The 16,354-nt window shown below is 38.7% G+C and carries 15 protein-coding genes, 22 tRNA genes and 1 rRNA gene; 36 read left to right on the forward strand and 2 right to left on the reverse strand.

Annotation, left to right across the window (positions count from 1 at the left end):
- Positions 1–31 precede the first annotated feature (31 nt).
- From rrf to CJ190_RS03525, 28 genes are all read left to right on the forward strand, one after another.
- Positions 32–147 (forward strand): 5S ribosomal RNA (gene rrf, locus CJ190_RS03390).
- Between the two features lie 10 nt (positions 148–157).
- A tRNA-Val gene (locus CJ190_RS03395) sits at positions 158–230 on the forward strand.
- 4 nt (positions 231–234) lie between these two features.
- Positions 235–307: transfer RNA gene (locus CJ190_RS03400), tRNA-Lys, on the forward strand.
- Between the two features lie 7 nt (positions 308–314).
- Positions 315–396, forward strand: a tRNA-Leu gene (locus CJ190_RS03405).
- A gap of 11 nt (positions 397–407) precedes the next feature.
- A tRNA-Thr gene (locus CJ190_RS03410) sits at positions 408–480 on the forward strand.
- An 11-nt stretch (positions 481–491) separates the two neighbouring features.
- Positions 492–563, forward strand: a tRNA-Gly gene (locus CJ190_RS03415).
- Between the two features lie 32 nt (positions 564–595).
- Positions 596–681 (forward strand) — tRNA-Leu (locus CJ190_RS03420).
- Between the two features lie 18 nt (positions 682–699).
- A tRNA-Arg gene (locus tag CJ190_RS03425) sits at positions 700–773 on the forward strand.
- Positions 774–777: 4 nt separating this feature from the next.
- Positions 778–851: transfer RNA gene (locus CJ190_RS03430), tRNA-Pro, on the forward strand.
- A gap of 5 nt (positions 852–856) precedes the next feature.
- Positions 857–929 (forward strand) — tRNA-Ala (locus CJ190_RS03435).
- Between the two features lie 14 nt (positions 930–943).
- A tRNA-Met gene (locus tag CJ190_RS03440) sits at positions 944–1,017 on the forward strand.
- A 9-nt stretch (positions 1,018–1,026) separates the two neighbouring features.
- A tRNA-Ile gene (locus CJ190_RS03445) sits at positions 1,027–1,100 on the forward strand.
- Positions 1,101–1,120: 20 nt separating this feature from the next.
- Positions 1,121–1,210 (forward strand) — tRNA-Ser (locus CJ190_RS03450).
- A gap of 11 nt (positions 1,211–1,221) precedes the next feature.
- Positions 1,222–1,294, forward strand: a tRNA-Met gene (locus CJ190_RS03455).
- A gap of 17 nt (positions 1,295–1,311) precedes the next feature.
- Positions 1,312–1,384, forward strand: a tRNA-Asp gene (locus tag CJ190_RS03460).
- A gap of 3 nt (positions 1,385–1,387) precedes the next feature.
- Positions 1,388–1,458: transfer RNA gene (locus CJ190_RS03465), tRNA-Gly, on the forward strand.
- Positions 1,459–1,468: 10 nt separating this feature from the next.
- Positions 1,469–1,542: transfer RNA gene (locus CJ190_RS03470), tRNA-Ile, on the forward strand.
- Between the two features lie 12 nt (positions 1,543–1,554).
- Positions 1,555–1,642: transfer RNA gene (locus CJ190_RS03475), tRNA-Ser, on the forward strand.
- A 9-nt stretch (positions 1,643–1,651) separates the two neighbouring features.
- Positions 1,652–1,723 (forward strand) — tRNA-Glu (locus CJ190_RS03480).
- 41 nt (positions 1,724–1,764) lie between these two features.
- A tRNA-Met gene (locus tag CJ190_RS03485) sits at positions 1,765–1,837 on the forward strand.
- Between the two features lie 22 nt (positions 1,838–1,859).
- A tRNA-Asp gene (locus tag CJ190_RS03490) sits at positions 1,860–1,932 on the forward strand.
- Positions 1,933–1,942: 10 nt separating this feature from the next.
- A tRNA-Phe gene (locus tag CJ190_RS03495) sits at positions 1,943–2,015 on the forward strand.
- Positions 2,016–2,031: 16 nt separating this feature from the next.
- Positions 2,032–2,103: transfer RNA gene (locus tag CJ190_RS03500), tRNA-Glu, on the forward strand.
- 228 nt (positions 2,104–2,331) lie between these two features.
- Positions 2,332–3,072 carry a DeoR/GlpR family DNA-binding transcription regulator gene (locus CJ190_RS03505; protein WP_064293528.1) on the forward strand — a complete coding sequence of 247 codons (741 nt, stop codon included), beginning with the start codon at positions 2,332–2,334 and terminating at the stop codon, positions 3,070–3,072.
- Positions 3,069–3,989 (forward strand): 1-phosphofructokinase, encoded by a 921-nt coding sequence (gene pfkB, locus CJ190_RS03510; protein ID WP_064293527.1) that lies wholly within the window; start codon positions 3,069–3,071, stop codon positions 3,987–3,989. The genes CJ190_RS03505 and pfkB overlap by 4 nt, the downstream gene beginning before the upstream one ends.
- Positions 3,990–4,007: 18 nt before the next feature.
- Complete coding sequence (locus tag CJ190_RS03515) at positions 4,008–6,038, forward strand: PTS fructose transporter subunit IIABC (protein ID WP_257876540.1); 2,031 nt, start codon at positions 4,008–4,010, stop codon at positions 6,036–6,038.
- A gap of 55 nt (positions 6,039–6,093) precedes the next feature.
- Positions 6,094–7,623 carry an IS1182 family transposase gene (locus tag CJ190_RS03520; RefSeq protein WP_102723068.1) on the forward strand — a complete coding sequence of 510 codons (1,530 nt, stop codon included), beginning with the start codon at positions 6,094–6,096 and terminating at the stop codon, positions 7,621–7,623.
- Between the two features lie 444 nt (positions 7,624–8,067).
- On the forward strand, positions 8,068–8,889 hold the full coding sequence (locus tag CJ190_RS03525) for a MetQ/NlpA family ABC transporter substrate-binding protein (RefSeq protein ID WP_013668515.1): 822 nt from the start codon (positions 8,068–8,070) through the stop codon (positions 8,887–8,889).
- A gap of 393 nt (positions 8,890–9,282) precedes the next feature.
- On the opposite strand, the gene CJ190_RS03530 is transcribed toward CJ190_RS03525, so the two are convergent.
- Both CJ190_RS03530 and CJ190_RS03535 read right to left on the reverse strand, forming a co-directional pair.
- Entirely contained in the window at positions 9,283–10,452 is a 1,170-nt protein-coding gene (locus tag CJ190_RS03530; RefSeq protein WP_070598086.1) for a tyrosine-type recombinase/integrase, read from the reverse strand.
- Positions 10,453–10,528: 76 nt separating this feature from the next.
- Positions 10,529–11,263, reverse strand: a complete 735-nt coding sequence (locus CJ190_RS03535; RefSeq protein WP_070598087.1) for a helix-turn-helix domain-containing protein — start codon at positions 11,261–11,263, stop codon at positions 10,529–10,531.
- 118 nt (positions 11,264–11,381) lie between these two features.
- Here CJ190_RS03535 and CJ190_RS03540 point away from each other — a divergent pair, with 118 nt between their 5' ends.
- From CJ190_RS03540 to CJ190_RS03575, 8 genes are all read left to right on the forward strand, one after another.
- Positions 11,382–11,603 carry a helix-turn-helix transcriptional regulator gene (locus CJ190_RS03540; RefSeq protein ID WP_070598088.1) on the forward strand — a complete coding sequence of 74 codons (222 nt, stop codon included), beginning with the start codon at positions 11,382–11,384 and terminating at the stop codon, positions 11,601–11,603.
- A gap of 62 nt (positions 11,604–11,665) precedes the next feature.
- Complete coding sequence (locus CJ190_RS03545; RefSeq protein WP_070598089.1) at positions 11,666–11,974, forward strand: hypothetical protein; 309 nt, start codon at positions 11,666–11,668, stop codon at positions 11,972–11,974.
- A 157-nt stretch (positions 11,975–12,131) separates the two neighbouring features.
- Complete coding sequence (locus CJ190_RS03550; RefSeq protein WP_070598090.1) at positions 12,132–12,464, forward strand: hypothetical protein; 333 nt, start codon at positions 12,132–12,134, stop codon at positions 12,462–12,464.
- Positions 12,457–12,750, forward strand: a complete 294-nt coding sequence (locus tag CJ190_RS03555) for a helix-turn-helix domain-containing protein (protein WP_070598091.1) — start codon at positions 12,457–12,459, stop codon at positions 12,748–12,750. The genes CJ190_RS03550 and CJ190_RS03555 overlap by 8 nt, the downstream gene beginning before the upstream one ends.
- Positions 12,751–12,905: 155 nt before the next feature.
- Positions 12,906–13,472, forward strand: a complete 567-nt coding sequence (locus tag CJ190_RS03560; protein ID WP_070598092.1) for a hypothetical protein — start codon at positions 12,906–12,908, stop codon at positions 13,470–13,472.
- Positions 13,447–13,782 carry a hypothetical protein gene (locus CJ190_RS03565; RefSeq protein ID WP_070598093.1) on the forward strand — a complete coding sequence of 112 codons (336 nt, stop codon included), beginning with the start codon at positions 13,447–13,449 and terminating at the stop codon, positions 13,780–13,782. Before CJ190_RS03560 ends, CJ190_RS03565 begins: the two co-directional genes overlap by 26 nt.
- Positions 13,766–14,698 (forward strand): primase alpha helix C-terminal domain-containing protein, encoded by a 933-nt coding sequence (locus CJ190_RS03570; RefSeq protein ID WP_070598094.1) that lies wholly within the window; start codon positions 13,766–13,768, stop codon positions 14,696–14,698. The genes CJ190_RS03565 and CJ190_RS03570 overlap by 17 nt, the downstream gene beginning before the upstream one ends.
- Positions 14,691–16,181: a DNA primase family protein gene (locus CJ190_RS03575; RefSeq protein ID WP_070598095.1), complete on the forward strand. Its 1,491-nt coding sequence runs from the start codon at positions 14,691–14,693 to the stop codon at positions 16,179–16,181. The genes CJ190_RS03570 and CJ190_RS03575 overlap by 8 nt, the downstream gene beginning before the upstream one ends.
- Positions 16,182–16,354: the final 173 nt, after the last annotated feature.

A 16,354-nucleotide genomic window follows, 5' to 3' on the forward strand; every position in this document is an offset into this window, starting at 1 on the left:
TTTGAGCGAACAAGCTCAAAAAAATAAATTGTACGGTGACGATGGCAAGAAGGACCCACCTGTATCCATCCCGAACACAGCAGTTAAGCTTCTTAGCGCCGAATGTAGTTGGGGGTTGCCCCCTGTGAGACTAGGACGTTGCCGTGCAATATTTTATGGAGAATTAGCTCAGCTGGGAGAGCGTCTGCCTTACAAGCAGAATGTCGGGGGTTCGAGCCCCTCATTCTCCATTATGATTCGTTAGCTCAGTTGGTAGAGCATCTGACTTTTAATCAGAGGGTCGGGAGTTCGAGCCTCCCACGGATCATTTACATGCGGGTGTGGCGGAATTGGCAGACGCACCAGATTTAGGATCTGGCGCCGAGAGGCGTGGGGGTTCAAGTCCCTTCACCCGCACTAATATAAAAGCCGGCTTAGCTCAGTTGGTAGAGCATCTGATTTGTAATCAGGGGGTCGAGGGTTCAAGTCCTTTAGCCGGCATTATATCTCATGCGGAAGTAGTTCAGTGGTAGAACATCACCTTGCCAAGGTGGGGGTCGCGGGTTCGAATCCCGTCTTCCGCTTAGCCAAATGGCTTAAAATTAAATATTATTATGCCGGGGTGGCGGAACAGGCAGACGCACGGGACTTAAAATCCCGCGGTGGTTAAACACCGTACCGGTTCGATTCCGGTCCTCGGCATAAACTTTTTATAAATACGCACCCATGGCTCAACTGGATAGAGTACCTGACTACGAATCAGGCGGTTGCAGGTTCGAATCCTGCTGGGTGCATTATCGGGAAATAGCTCAGCTTGGTAGAGCACTTGGTTTGGGACCAAGGGGTCGCAGGTTCGAATCCTGTTTTCCCGACTTTGGGGGGATTAGCTCAGCTGGGAGAGCGCCTGCTTTGCAAGCAGGAGGTCAGCGGTTCGATCCCGCTATCCTCCATTACATTATAATTTGGCGGTGTAGCTCAGCTGGCTAGAGCGTCCGGTTCATACCCGGGAGGTCGGGGGTTCGATCCCCTCCGCCGCTATTAATGTTCGGACCTTTAGCTCAGTTGGTTAGAGCAGACGGCTCATAACCGTCCGGCCGTAGGTTCGAGTCCTACAAGGTCCATCTTGTTAATTATATATTATGGAGGATTACCCAAGTCTGGCTGAAGGGAACGGTCTTGAAAACCGTCAGGCGGGTCAAACCGCGCAAGGGTTCGAATCCCTTATCCTCCTTTACTTATTATCGCGGAGTAGAGCAGCTGGCAGCTCGTCGGGCTCATAACCCGGAGGTCGCAGGTTCGAATCCTGCCTCCGCAATTATTCAAAATTGAATAGGTCCGGTGGTGTAGGGGTTAACATGCCTCCCTGTCACGGAGGAGATCGCGGGTTCAAATCCCGTCCGGACCGTATGCGGGTGTAGTTTAGTGGTAAAACCACAGCCTTCCAAGCTGTTGTCGCGAGTTCGATTCTCGTCACCCGCTTATATAATATGGGCCTGTAGCTCAGCTGGTTAGAGCGCACCCCTGATAAGGGTGAGGTCGATGGTTCGAGTCCATTCAGGCCCATTAATATTTTGTGGAGGATTACTCAAGAGGCCGAAGAGGACGGTTTGCTAAATCGTTAGGTCGGGAAACTGACGCAAGGGTTCGAATCCCTTATCCTCCGTTATCCAATGGCCCGTTGGTCAAGCGGTTAAGACACCGCCCTTTCACGGCGGTAACACGGGTTCGATTCCCGTACGGGTCATATTTAGGTATTATCCTAATTTATACTGGAGATATTGACATCGCGGAGTAGAGCAGCTGGCAGCTCGTCGGGCTCATAACCCGGAGGTCACAGGTTCGAATCCTGTCTCCGCAATTTTATTTTACCTAAATTATCAGGTCCGGTGGTGTAGGGGTTAACATGCCTCCCTGTCACGGAGGAGATCGCGGGTTCAAATCCCGTCCGGACCGTTTTTTTCAAGGTCCGATAGCTCAGTTGGTAGAGCACTTGATTGAAGCTCAAGGTGTCGGCAGTTCGATTCTGTCTCGGACCATAAAAAGATATATTTTGGCCCGTTGGTCAAGCGGTTAAGACACCGCCCTTTCACGGCGGTAACACGGGTTCGATTCCCGTACGGGTCATATTTAAGCAACTCTATAAAGGGTTGCTTTTTTTATGCCCAAATATAGCGTATATTGACTGCTATTGCTTGATTAAAAAGTTAGATACACTTTACTCTGCAAAATCTATCAAAAATTGGCCCTTTTTGATAGAAAATGAAAGAAAATGATTGATTAACCTTTATATTTCCTTTATAATATCTTATGTTAAAAGAGAAAACGATTTCAATTCATGAAAGGAGGTAGATTATGCTAACCGAAGAAAGGCAAAAGTATATTATGGAAGCCTTAACCAAAGTACCTATCTTAAATCTTCAAGATGTCTCCAAGCAGTTGTCTGTTTCTGAATCAACCATTAGAAGAGATTTTGATAGTTTGGAAAAGGCGGGGAAATTAGAACGCATTCATGGTGGAGCCAAAAGAGTTCAACAGCGTAATGTGGAAGCTTCCTTATCCGAGAAAAGCCAAGTGAATGTTTTAGAAAAACAACTCATTGGAAAATTAGCCGGAGAAATGGTTGCTGACCATGATACGATTTACCTTGATTCTGGTACCACGACGATTGAAATGATTCCCTGGATTATTAATAAGGAAATTATTGTTGTGACTAATGGCCTGGAAGTTGCCCAAGCTCTCTATCAATCACAGATCCACACCATTGTTGTGGGCGGTGAAATTAAAGAAAGTACGGGAACCTTAATCGGTGGCATAGCCTTATCTCAAGTTCAATCTTTTAACTTTGATAAAGCTTTTATAGGAATGAATGGTATTGATCTTGATACAGGATATACCACACCAGACATAGAGGAAGCACAAATTAAGAAGGCGGCAATTGACCATAGTCGTTACCGTTATATCTTGGCTGATGCAAGTAAATTTGACCAAAGTACTTTCTGCCACGTCTGTGACTTAGATCAAGCTATTTTATTGACTAATGAGAGCAATTCAAAATATGAAAACTATATGAAAATTATGGAGGTATCTCAATGATTTATACCATTACCTTTAATCCTGCTGTGGATTTATTAATGCAAGTTGATGATATAAAATTAGGTGACCTAAACCGCTCCCATGAAGACCACTATGTGGCAGGTGGTAAAGGGATTAATGCATCAGTCGTCTTCCAGCGTTTAGGTAAGAAAAATATTGCCACGGGTTTTATCGGTGGATTTTCTGGTCAATTTATTATTGATGAATTAGAAGCCGAAGGGGTTAATACCCATTTTATTGAACTCGACCAGCCTACTCGGATTAATGTGAAGCTCAAAGGCCCACAAGAAACCGAAATTAATGCCCAAGGGCCAAGAGTCGATGCTGATAAATTCCAGGAATTAATGACTTACTTGAATGAAGAACTAACAGATACTGATACTGTCTTTCTAGCAGGAAATGCCGCACCTGGATTGGATGAGAAAGCTTATATCAGTATTGCAAAATTATGCCTCGAGAAAAACGCTAACTTTGTTTTAGATTCTAATAAGCAATTATTAAAAGCATGTTTAGAATATAAACCTTTTATTATTAAACCTAACCGTGAAGAACTTGGTGAATTATTCGAAACCCAGATTGAATCAGACGCTGATTTAATAAAATATGCTAAGGCTTTACAAGAAGCTGGGGCTTTAAATGTTTTGGTATCTCTGGGTGGCGACGGAAGTTTATTGCTTACTGAAAGAGGGGATATCTACCGGGCCAATGTGCCTACAGGAAAAGTGATTAATTCTGTAGGAGCTGGCGATTCCATGTTGTCTGGTTTTATTAGTGCTTATGTTGAAAGTAAGGACTATGCCGAATCATTAAAAATCGCTGCAGCTACTGGGTCAGGAACAGCCTTTTCCGTTGGCATTACGACGAAGGACTTAGTTGAAGAATTAGTTGATCAAATTGTCGTTAAGAAAGAAAATTAAAAAGGAGGATTCAAAGCAATGAAATTATCTGATTTATTTGTCAAAGAGGCTATGGATCTCAACTTACAAACTGAAAGTAAAAAAGATACCTTAGTCCATCTAGCTAAGCGTTTCTCAGATTGTGGAGGCGTCAGTGATGCTGAGGCTTACGTGGAAAAATTAGAAGCTAGAGAAGCTCAATCCACTACTGGCGTTGGTGATGAAATTGCCATTCCCCATGCCCAACATGAATCAGTCAAAGAAGCTGCTATTATTTTTGCTCGGAGCGCTGAAGGAATTGAATGGGAATCATTTGATGGTCAACCGGCTAAATTAATCTTTATGATTGCTGCTCCAGAAGGGGGCGGTGGGGAACACCTGAAGGCCTTAGCGCAATTGTCTAAAGTCTTATTAAAAGACGGAGTCAAAGATGCTTTATTAAAAGCTCAAAGTCCTGATGAAGTCCTAGAAATTATCAAGGCTCATGATGAAAGCGAAGAAGCAACGGAAGAAAATAGTGAAGCCAAAGCTGCACCAGTTGAAGCGGATGAGGCTGATACTGATAATGATGTATATATCGTTGCCGTGACCGCTTGTCCAACCGGAATTGCCCACACCTATATGGCAGAAGAACGTTTGAAAAAAGCTGGACAAGCCGCTGGTTACCGGATTAAGGTTGAAACCAATGGTCAAAGTGGGGTAGAAAACCGCTTAACCAAAAAAGATATCGAAGAAGCGACAGCGGTTATTGTTGCTGCTGACAAACAAGTTGAAATGGCTCGTTTCGATGGCAAACCAATCATTATTGTACCGGTTGGTGATGGTGTTAATAAGGCTGACCAGTTAGTGGAACGGGCAGCCAATGACAAGCTACCAATCTATCATGCTAAGAAAGGTCAAAATACTGAAGAAGAAGAGAGTTCAGATGGCGAAACATTAGGCCGTTTAGCTTATAAGCACTTAATGAATGGTGTTTCTCATATGTTACCATTCGTTGTTGCTGGTGGTATCTTAATTGCCTTGTCCTTCTTCTGGGGCATTACTTCTGCTGATCCAGCTGCTGATGACTATAACCAAATTGCGCAAGCCTTAAATACAGTAGGTAACTTATCCTTTGCCATGATGCTACCTATGTTGGCTGGTTTTATCGGCCATTCCATGGCAGACCGTATCGGTTTAGTTATCGGGGTTATCGGTGGTATCTGTGCGGAACCAAGTAAATTTGCTGCCTTTACTGGGGTTGGAATTTTTGAAAATTCAGTTTCTTCTGGTTTCCTTGGCGCCTTGGTTGCTGGTTTCTTAGCCGGCGGTATTGTTTGGCTATTAGAAAAATTATTTGCCTGGCTACCTAAATCCTTAAACGGGATGAAATCGATCTTCCTATACCCAGTGCTTGGGGTACTGATTATGGGCTTCTTGATGCTCTTTGTGATCAATGGACCGATGGGTGCAGTGATGAACGGCTTAATGAGCCTTATCAATAGTATCCCACCTTCTATGACCATTATTTTAGGTTTTGTGGTTGGAGCGATGATGTCTATCGATATGGGTGGTCCGATTAACAAAGCCGCCTATGTTACTGGTACTGCCTTAGTCACCGCATCCGCTGGAGCAGGATCAAACGTGATGGCAGCGGTTATGTGTGGGGGTATGGTTCCACCATTAGCCATCGGTATCTCTGCTACCCTTCAAAAGAGTTTATGGTCTGAAGATGAACGTAATAGTGCCTATGTCAACTATGTGATGGGGGCTGCTTTCATTACTGAAGGAGCCATTCCTTTCGCTGCTAAAGACCCACTACACGTGATTCCACCACTAGCCCTTGGTTCAGGAATTGCCGGAGCCTTAAGCATGTTCTTTGGCTGTGTTTCTTATGTTCCTCACGGCGGTGTATTTGCAGTTTTAGCCGGTGGGGTAACCAATGGCCTAATGTTCTTGCTCTCATGGTTAATCGGTGGGGCAATTGCCGGAATCCTACTAAGAGTCTGGGACAAAAGCCTCAAAACAAAAAGGGTTAAGAAGTTAGTTTTCACTAATTTCTTAACCCTTTTACTTAAAATTAGGTATTAAAAAAGCACCCTGTTATAATATTAGTAACCACACTAAAGATTAAGGGGTGCTTCTTATGTACATACAATATAACATGAATCAAACAACACTTCCACTAGAATTATCTGCATGTATCGATCCAGATCATATTGTATTTTCAATCTATAATTTTATTGAATCTCTGGATGAAAAATACTTTGAAAGCTTCAGTACGCAGGACGGTCGTCCTGCCTATCATCCAAAACCTTTAATCATGGCACTTCTATACGCTTATAGTAAAGGCGTATTTAGCGGAAGAAAAATAGAGGAACTGATGGTTGAAAATTTACCCATGCAGTGGCTAGTCGCTCAACAAGTTATTAGCTATCGAACGATTAATCGCTTCCGTTCTTCAGAAAATTGCAGATCTTTATTAGAAAATCTATTCGTTGAGTTTACCACTCAGTTAAAGTTAGAGAAATTAATTCATTTAGAAAATTGCTTTATAGATGGAACTAAAATTGAAGCGAATGCCAATAAATATTCTTTTGTTTGGAAAAAGGCAACTGAAAAATATGCAGAGCGATTAAAAGTGACCTCACGTGAATATTACTTTAATGAAATTCAACCGATGGTTGATGCTGGCATCCAATATGATGAAAATTTAGATCTAGAAGAAACGATGCTTCAAGAGATATCTAAAGTGCTTAAGGAAGAAATCGATAAACTCACTGAAGATATTGAGGAAACTCCTGTAAAAGGGCCAGATCAACGTAAACAAGAACGTCGTCGTTTGAAAAAACATTACCGTAAAGTGAGTCAAGATTTTCTACCTCGCAAACAAAAGTATGCCAAACAGTTTGAAACATTTAACGGAAGAAATAGCTATTCAAAAACAGATCCTGATGCTACGTTCATGCGAATGAAAGATGACCATATGATGAATGGGCAATTGAAAGCGGGATATAATATCCAAGTAGCGACTGAAAACCAATTTGTCCTTCATTATGATATTTTCCACAATCCGACGGATACGCGGACTTTACAACCCTTTGTTGAAAGTTTTCCTAATTCCCCGAAATGCATTGTAGCTGATGCTGGTTATGGTAGCGAAGAAAACCTTACTTATTTAGATAACCATAAAATTAACCACTTGATTAAATATAATCGGTTTGATAAAGAGCAGAAAAAGAAACATAAAAAATCAGCTAAAAATATGGATAATTGGAGTTACGATAAGCAAAGTAATACTTTTACACATCCTGATGGCACGGTTTATTTCTTTAGTCATCTCCAAAAACGAAAAAATAAAATGAGTGGTTATATTTCTGAAATTCAGGTTTATAAGCCTTTGGATCCAGAAAATGCGCCGCAAAAGGCGCTTTACTATAATAAAAACTATCAGGAATTAAAGAATATAGAAACACAGAAGCTTTTATCTGAAGAAGGATCTAGGCTCTTTTTCAAACGGAAAATTGACGTTGAACCAGTTTTTGGCCAGATAAAGGCTATTTTAGGGTTCACTCGATTTAACCTCAGAGGGAAAACAAAGGTTAAAACTGATGTTGGATTGGCCTTCATGGCCAATAATTTGAAAAAATATAGCAAAATAAAAGCAAGAAAATAAGAGAATCTACAAATCACGCTTAAGTAATTTGTAGATTCTCTTTTTTTATAGTCCGTAGACTTTTGTCCCAGACTCGCCAAAACTAGCGAACAAGCGCAAAAAGCTGAATAATGTAAATAAGTCCTTGTGTTTTGCACAGGGACTTTTTTATGAAATGATTAATTTACTAAAAGACTGGTTGGCGCTAGTTTTCATCTATGATATACTTTTATCTATTGAAGATTCTTACCTTCTTAATAACTTTTTTACACAACTCAACTCAGTTATATTTAAGAATCTTTAAGTCGCTGCACGGAATGTGCAGCTTTTTTATTGCTTTATGATAGTCATTATAGATCAGTGATGAATACTTTTTACTAAGGGCAGGAACATTGTCATATCAAGCTTTAATTAGTAGAATATAAGGGTCAGCTCATTACGAGTAAAATAGTAGGAGGAATTGCAATGAAGAAATGGATTTTACGCCTAATGGCCCTATTAGCTGCTTTTACCCTAGTGGCTTGTCAATCAGGCAATACTGATAGTGATAAAACGGTAAAAGTAGGGGTAGTTGGTGAAAAAAATGACGAATGGGATTATTTAAAGGATGAATTGAAGGAAAAGGAAGGCATTGACATTGAATTGGTCAAATTTACTGATTACCGGATGCCAATTGAAGCCTTGGAGCACCATGAAATCGATATGCATAGTGCCTTAACTGAAATTTATATGGATAATATGAATGAAGAATCTGGCTATCACAACACCACGATCGGTTATACCACTCTTAACCCAATGGGGGTCTTCTCCAATAAGATTGAAAAAATCGATCAGGTAAAAGAGGGGGACAAGGTAGCAGTACCTAATGATGTCTCAAATGAAAGTCGGGCACTCTTACTGCTTCAAGAAGCAGGGTTAATCAAATTAAACCCAGATAAAGGGCTCATGCCAACGGTTGAAGATATCACTGAAAATCCAAAGAATTTGGAATTCATTACCTTGGATTCTAACCAAACAGCCAGTGCCTTAAACGACGTGACGATTTCTTGCATCAATAACGACATGGCTGCTGACGCAGGCTTTGTGCCAACTAAAGATTCCATTTATTTAGAAAAGGCGACCGATAGTTCTAAACCTTATTGGAATGTCATTGCCGTTGATGAAAAGAATAAGGATAATGAGACTTACAAGAAGATTGTGAAGTACTATCAAACCCCTGAAGTTGCTAAAATTATCGATGAAAAAAGTAATGGCTCAAGTATTCCAATTTGGGAAAGCCAAAAATAATTAAAAAAGACCTATCACTATCTGAGAATCTGCTCAGATGGATGATAGGTCTTTTTTTACTATTGCTTAAATGATCAAGTTGCTAGGCAAATTCATTGCTGGGGAGATATTTAGGGGAAATCAATTAAACTGCTTCTAAGTGAAAAATTAGTCCTTCATATATCTTGCATCTTAGTAGGTGTCTTACAAATTAAAAGAGCAAGACCCTTGCTTGCCTTGCTCTTTTAATTACTATTATAAATTAAGCTTTATAAGGGGGGAACCCCTTATTACGCACCCAGAGGGAATCGAACCCCTTAGCTTATAAAACGCCGTCATATCAACGTTTCTAGCCGTTTAAAACAGGTATTTATGAAATTTTGCCCCATATCTTGCCCCATACCCTAGGTTTTCTTAAAAATTGGCATAGTTTGCAAAGATTTGAGCAGACTTATCACGGCTATCTTTTGAGACGTGAGTATAGACGTTCAGAGTCATTTCTAAATCCTTATGACCTAATCGTTCCATAGCGTTTTTAAGCGGAATGCCAGCGTCAGCCAGCAAAGTGGCATGAGTATGTCTAAAACCGTGCATATTTAACATTGGTAGGCCGTACTTTTTACATACTTTTGATAAAGCGTTCCTAGGCTCACTATGGTTCATATAACTATTGTCTTTGTATTGAGAAAATACAAGTTGATTTTTATTGAAAATATTAAAGCCTAATTTAGTTAATGTCTTAGATTGTTCACTTTTCCAAGACTTTAGAATATTTAGTGTTTTATCGTCAATACTAATCACTCGAGTGCTTTGGTCATTTTTTGTACCTTTGAGGTATTGCGTACGTTTTTTATTAACCTTCTTGCCACGGGCTATGGCTTTGTCGATATTTATTGTTTTCGCTTTATAATCGATATCATGCCAAGTCAACGCACGAATTTCTTCACTTCTCATACCTGAAAAGGCTAATAGACGGTAGAAAGCGTACCAGCGTTTTGTTTTCATTTGGCTTAGAGATTTTAAAACGTCTTCTAATTCATCACGAGAATAAAATTTTTTCTTGTTCTCGTCAATAGTATCGTATGATAATTTCTTTTTCGGAATATGTACTTTGTCACAAGGATTCTCTCTAATATAGCCTTGATCAACAGCATATTTAAGTACCCGTTTTGTATTATTAAATAGTCTTCTGTATTGAGCAAATTGAGGATACCAATCATTAACTTGAGCTTGTATTCTTTTTGGGCTTAATTTATCGATATAGATATTACCAAAAGCCGGAAGAATATGAAGATTAAAATAATCTTTGTTTCTTTCAAAGGTGCTTATTTCAACGTCATTTTTATAAATACTTGCCCATTCATGATATAATTCTTTAAAAGTATATCGTTTGTTTTGTTTGAAGCGATCACCTACAAGGAACTTCTTTTGTTCTTCTTTATAGTAGGCGGTCGCTTTTTTTTTAGTCTGAAATCCTCTTTTGCGACATTCAACTTTTTCGCCGGTTTCTTCATTAACCCCAAGGTAGCCCCGAACTTGCCAGAACTCACCTTGAGAATTGCTATATTTATTGTATGTTGCCATTCTAACATGTTCCTCCCTAATCCTACCCCCACGGCTGAATTAGTAAGTGGTTATGTTAGTTTGGGAAAATAAGAAATTATAAGGTACGAAAATCATTTTCATGTTCAATGTTGTTATTTACAAGAATTTGAGTGCTTTTTTCACTTTCAAAATTATTTTTATCAGAATAAGAAAAATAAATTTCAGTGTTATTATCAAAGTATTTTTTTATAATTCCAATAATTTGAGTTTTTGAACGAATTTTCTCGTTAAGGAGATTTTCCATTTTAAGATTTTTAGCATTTAGTTTGCTTACATGAATTTGGTCATAAGTTTTGATATCAAGGGAATAATCACTAGCAACTAATTCAGTAATTTCCGCCATTAAATAAACTCTATCCCTATAAATATAAAATTTATATTCAGGATTTTTTATTAAATATATATAATATTCGTAATTTTTGACCAGATCTTTCAGCTCTAAAGCTAAATTAGTATTTGAATCTATTTTTTTAATCATACTGTTCATAACGCTTATTTGATTAGTGATGATATTGAATAACGTGATTTTATTATTGTTGTATTCAACATAGCCAGAAGCGCCATGTAGCAACTCATCTACCGACATACCGCCTAACTCTGCTATGGCCTTAAGGGTAATGCCATTTGGGACATTTTCCCCACGTTCCCATTTAGACACATTACTTTTTCCTGTTTTAGATATTCCGTCAGTTTTATTTCTTATCTCATCAGCAAATTGAGCGAGAGTAAGTTTCAAGTTTACTCTTATTTCTTTGATTCTATTTCCTAATTGTTTTTTATCTATTTCCATTATTTCACCTCCTAGTTAAAGCTATACTATCACAAAAGTTTCAAAAGTTGAATATCATGCTTGCAATTATTTAACTAGCGTGTTAGTCTTTAAGTGTCAAAAGTAGAAAGTGGGTGAGATGATGACCAGAGTAAAACAAATGCGTTCTTATATGGGAATGACTCAGAGCGATTTAGCGAATGTTTTAGATATTTCACTTCAATCTTATTGGAAAAAGGAAAAGGGAATTACTCCTTTTACCGATGATGAAAAAGTTATCCTTAAAAAGATATTTAATAAATCATTTCCAAGCGCAACAATCGATGATATTTTTTTTAATCAGAAAGTGTCAAAAGTTTAAAGCTGTCCCCACGGCTGAATTAGTAAGTGGTTATCTTGAAGTAATAGAAAGGTGGTGAGGACATGAAGCAAGAAGAATTAACATCACTAGAGCAAGAGCTTTTAGACATATTACCTAGAGGGAAAGACAATGCACGTACCGCCAGAGAATTAACTAAGCTGTTTAGTAGTCGGCTTTCATTGCGAGTTTTCTATGGTTTAGTTGAATCTTTACGCAAAAAGGGGTTACTCATTGGTGCAAGTCGAACCGATCCTAAAGGGTATTACCTAGTTAGTGATGAAGAGGAGAAACAGCACTTCTTAGCAAGCTATGAAGCGCAGGTTAAACAAGAATTAATCACATTAAGGATCATGAAGCAGGCGAGTTTATAGAAAGGCGGTGAGGATATGTTTATACTATTGATCATTTTAATGGCAGGACTGATTCATGTAGGAATGGAACATGAAAAGGTTGTGGAAGAAAACCAGCGATTGAAGCGATTAATTAACGATAATGGACAAAAATAATTAAAAAAAGTGAGGTTTAATTATGTATTCAAAAGAAATAGAAAACAAAGCGATTCTTTCAACAGCGAGTTTAAAAAACGATGAAGCTAAGATTCTCATGGGAGTTTTAGAAAGTAGACTCTTTTCACAAGAAAAAGACCCCGATGAAATGGTGACTTGGGATAAAAACGACTTGATTGAATATGCTTTCGAATGTTCTGAGGAAATAAAACGTTTAAAGTATTTTGCAGAAATTTTAAAAGATTTAATTATTGAAGTGAACTTTTTATTAAACAGCCTTGAAGAATCATTATATAGCGAATCAGAAGAGCCATATCTTGATTATGAAGTAGAGGAGCAAGAAGAAAATGAGTAACAACAACGTCTTTCAATTAGAGATCCCCGAGGATTTTCAGGATCAGTTTAAAGAATCATTAGTTTATTTATACCGTGAAGCCATGGAAGAAGCTAGACGGGATTGCGCCATCACTAGGGAAATGCTGACGGTGGAAGAGGTATGCAAAATGTATAAAACTAGCCGGAACACCATCACGGAAAATTGGCATAAAGAACTAGGGTTACCGCTTAATAAGCTAGGTAACAAGATTTATGTAGAACGGAAAGTACTGAATGACTTTATCAGATCGCACCCTTACCAATAAAAAAAGACTTACAACAAAAATGTCATAAGTCTTTATGTACAGTAGTAAGCCCCATCACTAAATAAGGCTTGAAAAGGTTGCTGGAACAGCCTTTTCTATACGTCTATTATATCAATTATTTTAGTGATGGGCAATTTTAGAAAGGATATTGACCCATGACCTACCAAAAAAGCTTAGAAACATTAGTAAGAAGAAATGATGATTTAGTTGAACGGCTGAATTTTATCTTATCAGCCGTTGACGGTATGACCCACGACAAAGCAATCAAAGACTATATTCATGATATTCAATGGGATTTCAACGATCAATCAGCCGCTTTTGAAGACCTAAGACAAACCTATGAAAACGCCTTAAGTGAACAACACGAATACGAAAAGCGTCAATTTAGGAAATTGGCTATTAAGATCGATATAGATTCATTCAGCTATTACAATCTATCAAAAGATAGATACCCCGACAAGGAAATGTTTGCCGGTGGCGATCTTGTGAATTATCTCATTGAACTCATTGAAAAAAGAACAGGTAAAGAAGCTAATGAGAATGACGTTTACAGTTATATAAAACGCTTGTTAAGCCTCGATTCTATTATTTATAGAGTAACAGGGTTTAGCTTAGGCGATGATGATGTATGTATTAATACTGACCAATTGGAATCACTAAGAAAACTCTTTGTTAAGAAAGTCGAGGCGGACAGCGATGACAAAAATAATTCAGATAAATAAAGATAATACGGAAAATGAAAAAGCTTATTTAAAAGAGCGTATGAAGCAGATCAAGAATTTTGAAGAAACCTATAAAGATTATGCGATCAGTAAATCAGATTTTTTCGAACATTCTATTGCCTACTATGAATTGGGGCTTATGAGGTTAGCTGATGAAGTTAATCAATTTTTAGACGGAAAGACCGGCCGGGGACGTTTAACCCTCTTTTGCTATAACCTAGACCTTGATAGCGAGGCGGTCAAACTGATGAAGAAATATAATATTGGCTATTTTAAGAATTGGGGTGATAGTGATGATTTACACGACTAAAGGGGTTAAAAATAACCAGCTTACTGAGTGCCACTCTAACGGAAGTGACTTTGAGACGCTGGCCTATCTTTGCAAGAATAACATTCAGCATTTAGAGGGCGTTCAGGCACAAAATAACGGGGATAAGCCCGTTCCTGATGAGATCAAGCTAAACGATTGTATCTATTTCTTTAGTGGCAAAATCAAGGGAAATAAGCGGTCTGACAGCGAAACAATTAACAAGTCACTCATCACTTTGGATATTGAACCCCGAGCAATTATCAGCCAAGACAGCCCCATTGTTTACGATTATCTTAACTTTGAGGAGACAATCAAACAGCTAAAACAGGAGCTAAAGGGGTTTAAATATATTATCTATCCAACAATTAATAGCCAGCCTAATCATGCCAGAATACGGGTAATTTTAGAGCCTGAACACAGTATGACTAAAGAGGAAACCACTACCATTACTCAGAGACTTATTGACCACTTTAAATATATTCCCATTGACCCAAGTAGTGGGAACTTTAGCCGGCTGATGGGCATGCCGGTAGATAACGGCCTACACGACAACTATAAGGTCATTGTTAACCGTGATGGTGCGAAAGTGCCTGTAATTCGTCCTCAGCAACAAGAGAAAACGACATTCACGGTTGATTATAGCCAATTAGGTGGAAGTGGCTATATTGGTAAAGTGCCAAGGCTATTACAGGAAGTTTATTCCGGAATTGGCCAAGGTAAACGTAACAATTTCTTCACTAAGGCCTTTGGAACATTGTTAACCGCTAAGGTTGATCCCGAGTATTGCATAATGATTTGTCAGGATTGGAACGAACGTTTCACACAACTGCCGTTATCTGATAAAGAATTGGCCAGCGTGATGGATAGCGTTTTAACACGAGAAGAGAGGAAGCGAGGCGTAGTAATGAATGAGTGATGAATTTAAAGAAATATTAAACCGAGCAAATCAATTAAAAGAAACAGAAGTTCAGTCAAATGAAAAACCCCAGACTATGCGAGAAATTAGAAACGCTTTATCTCAAAAAGGGCAGGATTGGAAAATAAAGCATAAAGATCCCAAAACCAAAAAATTTCCTAAAATGCATGAGGGGATCGCTTCAACCATTCTTAGAACGACCGTGCATTGCTATCTAATTGGCGACAATAGAGAAACTGCCATGCTAGCTTTCTATGATCCTGATCAGGGGATTTATATCACAGGAGAAACTAATTTTATGCGATTAATGAGCGGTATTGATAGCCGTTACCGGTCTAGGCAATGGAAAGAAGTCATTCAGCAATTAAGGGTAAGAGTGCCACTCAAAGCGCCTTTTTCAAGCGCTGACCTGATCCCCGTTAACAATGGCATTTATTCAGTCAAGGAGCATAAGTTATTACCTTTTAGCCCTGACTATGCCATCACTAGCAAAATAGCGACAAACTATAACGCCAATGCCACTAACCCAATTATTGATGGATTTAACTTTGACGAGTGGTTGAAGTCTATTGCTTGTGGTGATGATGAAATTGTTACTTTACTATGGCAGGTTATCAATGAAGCTTTGAACCCTAACCATACACGGAATAAAATAGGGTTCCTTATCGGTAGTGGGAACAGCGGTAAAGGGACGTTTCAGCAACTTCTAATAAATCTTATAGGAAAGCAAAACGTCAGCACGCTGAAACCACCACAATTTAGTAATCAGTATGACAAGGCCAATTTAATTGGCAAGGTATGCAATATAGGGGACGATATTTCTAACGCTTATATCGATGAAATAAGCGACCTTATGAGCATTGCTACCGGTGACCCTATAACGGTTGAAGAGAAATATCAGCCGATTTACAGCGCCACCCTTAAGCTATTCTGCTTGTTTAGTGGCAATGATATGCCCAACGTGCGGAATAAATCCTTAGGCTGGTATAGGCGTCTATTACTGATTCCTTTTAATGCTGACTTTAACGGTCAGAAGAATGACCCAAAAATTAAAGAGATTTATTTGAAAGATAAAAGGATTCTAGAATACGTCTTAAAAAAAGCTATCGAGATGGATTTCACTCAATTTATTGAGCCGGAAGTAGTTAAGAAAGAAATCGCTAAGTATCGCAGAGCCAATGACTACATAGAGGGATACATTAACGATGAATATATTGCCAATGGCTACCATGAGTTGGAAAAAGCGCCAAGTAACTTTATAAAACATGGTATTAAAGAATATAAATATGATTTAGGAAATAGAAGCGCATTACCTTATGGATTTATGACTAAATTCATAGATATTTTAGAACGCCTCACAGAAAATAAATACAGGCAGGCAAAACAACGGATTAACGTTAGCGAATCGGAAAGCATGCCAGAAGAAATCCAGCCATACGCTAAAGGGAGTAACCCGATAAGAATTATTCAGAAAATTAGCTAATGTCCCGCTTTGTCCCACTTTGTCCCGTATGAAGTGGGACAGTTAAAACGCTGATATACCAGCTTTTATCTATATTTGTCCCGCTTGTCCCACTTATTTAGTAATAAAAAGTAAAAATATATAATAGTAAAAAATATATAAAGGTTTGCATAGAGAAGTGGGACATTTTTTGA

The organism is Aerococcus loyolae, assembly GCF_002871915.2.
In the GTDB taxonomy this organism is placed as follows: domain Bacteria; phylum Bacillota; class Bacilli; order Lactobacillales; family Aerococcaceae; genus Aerococcus; species Aerococcus loyolae.

Bases quoted from the DNA above. Each gene is read 5' to 3' on its own strand.
- CJ190_RS03505 (WP_064293528.1), top strand. From the start codon at position 2,332: ATGCTAACCGAAGAAAGGCAAAAGTATATTATGGAAGCCTTAACCAAA.
- pfkB (WP_064293527.1), top strand. From the start codon at position 3,069: ATGATTTATACCATTACCTTTAATCCTGCTGTGGATTTATTAATGCAA.
- CJ190_RS03550 (WP_070598090.1), top strand. From the start codon at position 12,132: ATGTATTCAAAAGAAATAGAAAACAAAGCGATTCTTTCAACAGCGAGT.
- CJ190_RS03565 (WP_070598093.1), top strand. From the start codon at position 13,447: ATGACAAAAATAATTCAGATAAATAAAGATAATACGGAAAATGAAAAA.
- CJ190_RS03570 (WP_070598094.1), top strand. From the start codon at position 13,766: ATGATTTACACGACTAAAGGGGTTAAAAATAACCAGCTTACTGAGTGC.
- CJ190_RS03515 (WP_257876540.1), top strand. From the start codon at position 4,008: ATGAAATTATCTGATTTATTTGTCAAAGAGGCTATGGATCTCAACTTA.
- CJ190_RS03560 (WP_070598092.1), top strand. From the start codon at position 12,906: ATGACCTACCAAAAAAGCTTAGAAACATTAGTAAGAAGAAATGATGAT.
- CJ190_RS03540 (WP_070598088.1), top strand. From the start codon at position 11,382: ATGATGACCAGAGTAAAACAAATGCGTTCTTATATGGGAATGACTCAG.
- CJ190_RS03535 (WP_070598087.1), bottom strand. From the start codon at position 11,263: ATGGAAATAGATAAAAAACAATTAGGAAATAGAATCAAAGAAATAAGA.
- CJ190_RS03530 (WP_070598086.1), bottom strand. From the start codon at position 10,452: ATGGCAACATACAATAAATATAGCAATTCTCAAGGTGAGTTCTGGCAA.
- CJ190_RS03545 (WP_070598089.1), top strand. From the start codon at position 11,666: ATGAAGCAAGAAGAATTAACATCACTAGAGCAAGAGCTTTTAGACATA.
- CJ190_RS03575 (WP_070598095.1), top strand. From the start codon at position 14,691: ATGAGTGATGAATTTAAAGAAATATTAAACCGAGCAAATCAATTAAAA.
- CJ190_RS03525 (WP_013668515.1), top strand. From the start codon at position 8,068: ATGAAGAAATGGATTTTACGCCTAATGGCCCTATTAGCTGCTTTTACC.
- CJ190_RS03555 (WP_070598091.1), top strand. From the start codon at position 12,457: ATGAGTAACAACAACGTCTTTCAATTAGAGATCCCCGAGGATTTTCAG.
- CJ190_RS03520 (WP_102723068.1), top strand. From the start codon at position 6,094: ATGTACATACAATATAACATGAATCAAACAACACTTCCACTAGAATTA.